Annotated in this window: 6 protein-coding genes; 2 read left to right on the forward strand and 4 right to left on the reverse strand. The window is 66.2% G+C overall.

Annotated features, from left to right (window positions below; translation table 11 throughout):
- Positions 1-152: 152 nt before the first annotated feature.
- Positions 153-2,171 carry a CDP-glycerol glycerophosphotransferase family protein gene (locus GGR24_RS17885; RefSeq protein ID WP_183396227.1) on the reverse strand — a complete coding sequence of 673 codons (2,019 nt, stop codon included), beginning with the start codon at positions 2,169-2,171 and terminating at the stop codon, positions 153-155.
- 181 nt (positions 2,172-2,352) lie between these two features.
- Here GGR24_RS17885 and GGR24_RS15215 point away from each other — a divergent pair, with 181 nt between their 5' ends.
- On the forward strand, positions 2,353-3,711 hold the full coding sequence (locus GGR24_RS15215) for a methyltransferase domain-containing protein (protein ID WP_183396228.1): 1,359 nt from the start codon (positions 2,353-2,355) through the stop codon (positions 3,709-3,711).
- Positions 3,712-3,884: 173 nt separating this feature from the next.
- Complete coding sequence (locus tag GGR24_RS15220; RefSeq protein ID WP_183396229.1) at positions 3,885-4,514, forward strand: sulfotransferase family protein; 630 nt, start codon at positions 3,885-3,887, stop codon at positions 4,512-4,514.
- An 87-nt stretch (positions 4,515-4,601) separates the two neighbouring features.
- On the opposite strand, the gene GGR24_RS15225 is transcribed toward GGR24_RS15220, so the two are convergent.
- The 3 genes from GGR24_RS15225 to cysN form a co-directional block, all read right to left on the reverse strand.
- On the reverse strand, positions 4,602-4,805 hold the full coding sequence (locus GGR24_RS15225; protein WP_183396230.1) for a hypothetical protein: 204 nt from the start codon (positions 4,803-4,805) through the stop codon (positions 4,602-4,604).
- Positions 4,806-4,881: 76 nt separating this feature from the next.
- Entirely contained in the window at positions 4,882-5,691 is an 810-nt protein-coding gene (locus GGR24_RS15230; RefSeq protein ID WP_183396231.1) for a S1/P1 nuclease, read from the reverse strand.
- Between the two features lie 11 nt (positions 5,692-5,702).
- Positions 5,703-7,544, reverse strand: a 1,842-nt coding sequence (cysN, locus tag GGR24_RS15235; RefSeq protein WP_183396232.1) for a sulfate adenylyltransferase subunit CysN, incomplete at its 5' end; no start/stop codon positions are given.

Raw genomic sequence — 7,544 nt, forward strand, 5'->3', positions numbered from 1 at the left:
CCTGCGCCAAAAGGCGCAAGGCATGCCAGACGCGAAACAGAAGAATTCCAGAGAGCGCTCGCTTCGCGTCCGCGCGCAGGCGCGGCCCGTCGCCTCGAAGTCCCTCCGGGGCCTCGAATTTCCTCCCGACGGCGGCCCGCGCGGAGGGCGCGCTACTCCGCCCCGTCTCGCGCGCGCGGAGCTTCCTCTGCGGCGCCGGGCCTGAGATCCATGTCGAGGCAGTCCGCGACGGCCTGCATCAGCCGCTCGCAGTTCCGGTCGTCGGTGTGCCGGAAGTACTGGCGCCGCGACCGCTCCAGCGCGCTGTCGGCCGCGCCGCGCCGACTCCATATCTGCCGCACTTCGCGCTCGACCTCGTCGGGCGTCGCGGCCCGCGGCCCCGGCAGATCGTGGTCGACGTCGATGAAGGCGTTCTCGGCGAAGCGGTAGGCCTCCGCGTCGAAGGTGAAGAACACCGTCGGCCGGCCGATATAGAGCGCGTCGAACGCGATCGAGGAGTAGTCGGTGACCACGCAGGCGGCCCCGGCCAGGATCTCCTGGATCTCGCTGACGTCCGAGACGTCGTGCGCGCGGGCGCCGAACTGCTCGACATGGCGCGCGATGATCGGGTGCCCGACGAGCCGCAGGGTCGCGCCGATCTCGTCCGCCGCCTCGCGCAGCCTGTCGATCGCGCCCGACCACTGGCGGCAGAACTCGGAGCGCCCGAACTCGTCGAGGGTCATTCGCTCGAGGCCCGCCCGCCAGGTCGGGAACACCACGATGTCGCGCGCCTCGCCGTCGCGCGCCTGGGCGAGCCGCACGAGATTGTCGAACCTGGGGAAGCCTGCGGCGCGGATGCGGCTCGGCTCGTACTTGCAGGCCTTCATCACGAAGCCCGCCTCCTGCGTCGAGCACACCGCGAACACGTCGAAGGCCCGCCGCGAACTCGCATAGGCGTCCATGCTCTTCTTCAGCGCGGTCACGCCGTGCTGCAGGAAGATCGTTCGCGGATATCGCGCGAGCAGCGTCTCGGCGAAATAGGGGTAGACGTAGGAGGGGTGGTGCGTGAACGCGACCACGCCGCACTCCACGCAGGCCTTGAGGTGCTCGTAGCTGCCGAAGGACAGCACGTGCTCGCCGCCGATCTCCGAGCGGAACTCCTCCTCGATGACATAATAGGACCGGACCTGCCCGCGCTCGAGAGCGTAGCGGAACAGGTGGGCGGCGTTGTCGCGCGCCGCGTTGGTGTACTCGCCGAACAGGCAGACCTCGCGCGGCGGCGCGCTGGCGGCGTAGCGGGCGAGTTCGCCCCACTGCTCCTCCGAGATCGCCAGGCGCTCGAGGCGCAAGGTCCCCGAGGCGCGATCGATGAACGGATTGACGACGACGCCGCCGACCGCGAGCGGCGTCTGGCGGGCCGAGAAGTGGGCGTTGAAGGCGTGCATGCCGGTGGCGCGGTCGTCGAGGTGCAGCGTGACGCTGTAGATCGACGCCGGCAGCAGGGACCAGTCGAGCGACAGCTTGACCTCGAAGCGATAGGCCTGCTCGCCGCGATAGATCTCATAGGCGCTCGCGGGCTGCCGAAAAACCCGTCCCGCGCGCTTGAGCTTGACCGGCTCGGTCCAGCACCGGCCCTCGTCGCGGAACTTGCGGATGCCGAGCGTCGCGGCGCCGATCTTCCGGTTCGCGATCAGCACGCCTTTCAGCACGACGGCGTTTTCTTCCGTCTCGACATACTGGATGAACGCCCGCTGCATCGGCAGATCGGATTTGGGCGCGCCATATTCGAGATAAAGGTGATGCGCCGAAAATCCCCAGCCGGGCGGCAGTTCGATGCCGGTGTGGAACGGCCGGATGATGCGGTGCCAGGCGTCGTCCTGCCGCACGAAGAAGCGCGCCTGCTCCACGACGTGCCGCGGCTTCAGAGTCAGCGTGTAGAGCACGATCGTCTCGTCCTGGAAGACGAGCTCCGGCTTCAGCGTGGAGCGCGGCAGGCCGCGCGGCCGCAGATAGATGGCGCTCGGACAACCGGCGCCGGCCCGCGTGAGCAGGAACATCCGGACGCCCGCGGCCGTCTCCTCGATCGAGACCAGGTAATGCATGTCGCGATCGAGCTTCTGCACACGGTCGGCCTCGCGCTCCCACAGCGACATGACCTGGCGCAGCACGTCGAACGTCGAAATCTCCGGCACCCCAGCCTCCGGTCCAACAACGGCGCCCGCCGCCCGCCGCGCTTACAAAATAATCAGATGATGAAATTGCGAAATGATCGCACGATCATCATCAAATGATCATTTCGCACGGCTTGCGATGCTGCGCCGCGCAAAGTAGATAACATATTCATGACGGGGTCGACTACCGGGGGAAAGCGCCGTGCATAAATCAGCTCATGGCCACATGGGAGACGCCGTCAGGGATTTCATGGACCCGTCGATGCACTATCGGGTCGTCGACGTGGGGGCGAAGACCAGCCACGATGCGCATCTTACGCATCGCAGCCTCTTCGAAGGCTACAGCCATGACTATGTCGGCATTGACGTTCAGCCGGGAAACAACGTCGATCTTGTGATGCCGGGGCTCTATACGATCCCGGTAGAGTCAGAGTCCGCCGATATCGTCGTCTCGGGGCAGGTGTTCGAACACGTGCCGTTCTTCTGGACGACCTTCCTGGAGATGGCGCGGATTCTGAAGGTCGGCGGCCACATCTTTCTGTCCGCGCCCTCGCGCGGCCACACCCACGCCCACCCGTATGACTGCTGGCGCTTCTATCCCGACGGCTTCCGCTCGCTCGCGGCCTTCGCGAAGCTGCGATTGGTGCGGGTGCATACCGATTTCCCGCCGCGCGGCGAGAACAAGCGCTTCGATTACGCGGCTGTCACTCCTTATCGTTATTGGGGCGACACGGTCGGCGTCTTCCGCAAGACGGAAGAGTACGACCAGAAGGCGCTCGATCGGTTCCGCCAGCCGCTGATAGACTGGTGCAACTCGGTGGGGGACGTCGACGCCACCCTGGCGGAGCTCGGCCCTCCTCCGCTCGGACGCGGCCAGTCGCCCCGCATCACCCACTCGGCCTTCGGCATCGACTTCCCCTTCAATCCCGCCCTGATCAACGAAAAGGTGGCGGAGAAGATCAAGAAGGGGCGCTACGAGATCCGGGAGGCTGTCGCCATCCAGTCCTATTTGAAGGGCGGCGAGCGCGTGCTTGAGCTCGGCGGCGGGCTTGGCTTCATCTCCACGCTTGTCTCGCGCTTCAAGCGGCCCGCGTCCTACACGGTGGTGGAGGCGGATCCGCGCCTGATCCCGGTGATCAAGGAGACGCACAAGCTAAACGGGGTCGCAGGCGTTCAGGTCGAGCACTGCGTCGCGACCTCTGATCCGGCCGCCCTCGCGGCGGGCTTCTGCACGATGAGGATCGCAAAGACCTTCTGGGGCTCCAGCATCAAGTCGCAGGCCAACGGCGGCGATAGCGTTCTTGTCGAGGCCGTGCCTCTGAAGAAGTTCCTCGACAATGATGAGCCCGAAGTGCTGATCGCCGACATCGAGGGCGGCGAGGTCGACCTGTTCACCGGGATCGAGATGCCGTCCGTTAATCTCGCGATCATCGAACTGCATCCGACGGTGACCGGCGAGGACGGCATCGCGCGGATGGAGGCGGAACTCGCCCGTATCGGGCTCCACTCCACCAACCACGATCCGAGCACGCGCGTCGGCGTTTACCAGCGCCGCGCCTGACGCCTCGCAAATAAGGCAGGCGCTTTCGGTTCCGAAAGCCCTGCCGACTGATCACTTCAGCGCCTGGCCAGGACACGCGAAGCCACAGAGGGCACCGGCTCCGGATCCTGACGCCCACATGCATCTCAGAGACACGCAGCGGCGGTTCGCCCTCGCTTCATGAGGAAACAGTGATGGCCTTGATACTGAAAGACGGCTCCGTCTTCCTGCACATCCCGAAGACGGGTGGCTCTTTCGTTTCGACCGCCCTCACCCAGCTCGGCTTGGTGAAGCGCGAGTTCACAAAAAAGCATGCCGACGTCGATCGGTTCATAAACAAGAGCGTCGCGAAGAAGCTTCCGCCGCGCCCATTCATGTTCTGTTTCGTGCGGAACCCGCTCAAGTGGTACGAGAGCTGGTGGAAGTACAACAACACCTTCGGCGACTGGCCGACCTGGGGCTCCGCGTCGTCCGGCGACGCCGGCTGGCATCCGCAGAACATCCTGAACGGCTGCGGCGACACCGACTTCAGCCAGTTCGTTCGCAACGTGCTGAAGCGGCGGCCCGGCTATGTCTCGGAAATGTACGGCTGGTATGTGCGGCCTGACGTCGGCTTCGTCGGCAAGAACGAGAACCTGATCGAAGATCTCGTCACTGTGCTCCGCATGCGGGAGCTGGACTTCGACGAAGACAAGCTTCGCTCGATGGCGAAAGTCGGCGTAGCCCCCGGAGAGGAGCGGATCAACTGGAGCGACGATCTTCGTCGCGAAGTGATCCGCCTCGAGTATCCGGCATTCGTGCGCTACGGCTACCCGACCGAATAGACACTTCGCGGCATCCCGGCGCCGGAATGCCGAGAACGGTCCGCCGCGCGCGCCCCAGGATGGCGGTTCGCCCGGCGGACGACTTTCTCAGGACGCCATAAAACCGTTTCGGAACAGTATGGCGCACTTGCGGGGCGATCTGATGTTGCCCGCCGCCACGCCCAGCACGATGGAGCGCAGCAGGCGCTTGCGCATCCTTTTCGCCTTCTGGGGATCGTCGCTCGCCTTGATCCGCTCAATGCGGCGGACGACCTTGCGAGGCGTGAGCTTCGAAAGGGGCTTTACCTGCATTGTCCTCTCCATCAGTGGGAAGTCACATGCTATGACGAGCTTATGAGGGCGTAAAGCGCCAGCGAACAAATATAGCCTAACGAAGAGTCTTGTTCAGCGTGGTCGCGAGCCGCAGACCTGCAAGGCGAAGCCGCTCCTCCACGATCGGCATCGCCTTTTCGTAATAGTCGTCCGGCAGAGGCTGGGCTTCGCCGCGGCGACGACCCTCTCGCCTGTCGATGCCATAGGGTCCGGAGAAGATGAAGTCGCGAGCGACGTCGCGGCTTTCCTCCGCCCAGGCGGCCGGGTCGATCGCGTTGGAGCGGGCCCTTGCGGCCTCGACTGCGGGCGCGTTCGCCATGAGCCGCTCCGCCAGCCGCTTCGGATTGCGCTCCTGGGTCACCAGGAGAGACGTGTCCCACACCTTGTGCATGATGACCGGTTTGCCTCGGTAGATCACCCACTGCCTGCCCTTGTCGGCGGACGCGTGCAGCGGCTGGTGGATCTCGGCGACGAAGTGGACGACGTACTTGAGGGCGGTCAGACGGTCCTGATCCGGCTTGGAACGATCGCCCAGAACCGCCAGGTCCGCCTGGATCGCTTTGACCAGGCATTCGTGCCGGGTGCAGTTGATCGAGTTCGGATCATAAGGCGAATGGTCCAGCGGCAGCCGGACAGTATGCATCGGCCCTTCGGCGCCGCCCTGCCCCTTCACCTCGTCCGCCCAGGTCGAGACCTCTGCGAGGTTCCTGGCGCCTTCCAGCGAAAGCAGCCTCTCGACCTCGGCCTGCGCGGCGGGCGTCAGCAGCCCCTGCGCCTCGAAGGCGACCGCTCGGTGGCCTTTCACCCCCCAGCACCAGCCGGGCGACGAGACCAGAACGCTCAGGACGACGATGAGGGTTCTCATACGCGATGCCATCAGCCGAACGCGGCCTGTATGAGGCCTTTTTGGGTGATGAGGTCGATGACCTGCTGGGCGAGTTGTTCGGGGGCGTGCTGGGTGGTGTCGAGCAGGAGGTCGGGGGTCTGGGGGCGTTCGTAGGGGGAGGAGACGCCGGTGAAGTTCGGGATCTGGCCGGCGCGGGCGCGGGCGTAGAGGCCCTTCGGGTCGCGCGCTTCGCAGACCGCCAGCGGGGTGTCGACGAAGATCTCCAGGAACTCGCCCTCGCCGACCAGGCTGCGGACCAGCTCCCGCTCCGCCTCGAACGGCGAGATGAAGCAGCAGATCGTGAGCGTGCCGGCCTCCACGAACAGCTTCGCCACCTCGCCCACCCGGCGGATGTTCTCCACCCGGTCGGCGTCCGTGAAGCCGAGGTCCTTGTTCAGCCCGTGCCGGACATTGTCGCCGTCGAGCAGCATGGTGTGCTGGCCCGCGAGCGCGAGCCGCTTCTCGACCAGGTTCGCGATCGTCGACTTGCCCGAGCCCGAAAGCCCCGTGAACCACAGGATCGCCGGACGCTGGCGCTTCAGCGCCGCGCGCGTCTCGCGGTCGACCGCGCTCGCATGGCGGTGGATGTTGGTCGCCCGCCGCAGCCCGTGCAGGATCATGCCGGCCGCAGCGGTCGCGTTCGACTCGCGGTCGATCAGGATGAAGCCGCCGGTGTCGCGGTTGTCCGCATAAGCGTCGAACGCCAGCGCCGCCCCGGTCTCGACATTGACCTCGGCGATCTCGTTCAGCCCCAGCGTCTTCGCCGCGAGCTGGTCGAAGCTGTTGACGTCGATCTTGTATTTGAGCGCCGTCACGGTCGCCGGAACCGTGCGGGCGGCGAGCTTCAGCAGATAGGAGCGGCCCGGATAGAGCGGCTCCTCATCCATCCAGATCAGTTTCGCGGCGAACTGGTTCGACACCTCGGGCCGCGTCTCCGGATGGGCCAGCACGTCGCCGCGCGCGACGTCGACCTCGTCCTCGAGCGTCAGCGTCACGCTGTCGCCCGCGACCGCCGCCTCGCGGTCGCCCTCCATGGTGACGATCCGGGCGACCCGGCTGGTCCGTCCCGAGCCCGCCACCACGATCGCGTCGCCCGGCCGCACCGAGCCCGAGGCGAGCGTGCCCGCAAAGCCGCGGAAGTCGAGGTTCGGCCGGTTCACCCACTGCACCGGAAAGCGCATCGGCGCGTCCCTGAGCCCGCTCGCCGCCTCGACCTCCTCGAGATGTTCGAGCAGCGTCGGGCCGCGATACCAGGGCGTCTCGGGCGAGGCCGCGGTGACGTTGGCGCCGGTCAGCGCCGACAGCGGGATCGCGGCGATCTCGGTGAAGCCGAGCTTCTCGGCGAACGCCCGATAGCCGGCCTCGATCTCCGCGAACGCCACATGGCTGTAGTCCACGAGGTCGATCTTGTTGACCGCCACCGCCACCCGCCGGATGCCGAGCGCCGAACAGATGAAGCTGTGCCGCCGGGTCTGGGTCAAGATTCCCTTGCGGGCGTCGACCAGGATCACCGCGAGGTCGGCCGTCGAGGCCCCGGTCGCCATGTTGCGGGTGTACTGCTCGTGGCCCGGCGTGTCGGCCACGATGAAGCTGCGCTTCTCGGTCGCAAAATACCGGTAGGCGACGTCGATCGTGATGCCCTGCTCGCGCTCCGCCTCGAGCCCGTCGACCAGCAGCGCGAGGTCGATCGCAGGCCCGGTGGTGCCGTATTTGCGGCTGTCCCGCTCGAGCGCCGAGAGCTGGTCGTCGAAGATCAGCCGGGTGTCGTAGAGCAGCCGCCCGATCAGCGTCGACTTGCCGTCGTCGACCGAGCCGCAGGTGATGAAGCGCAG

This window comes from Hansschlegelia beijingensis, assembly GCF_014196425.1.
GTDB classification, from domain to species: domain Bacteria; phylum Pseudomonadota; class Alphaproteobacteria; order Rhizobiales; family Methylopilaceae; genus Methylopila; species Methylopila beijingensis.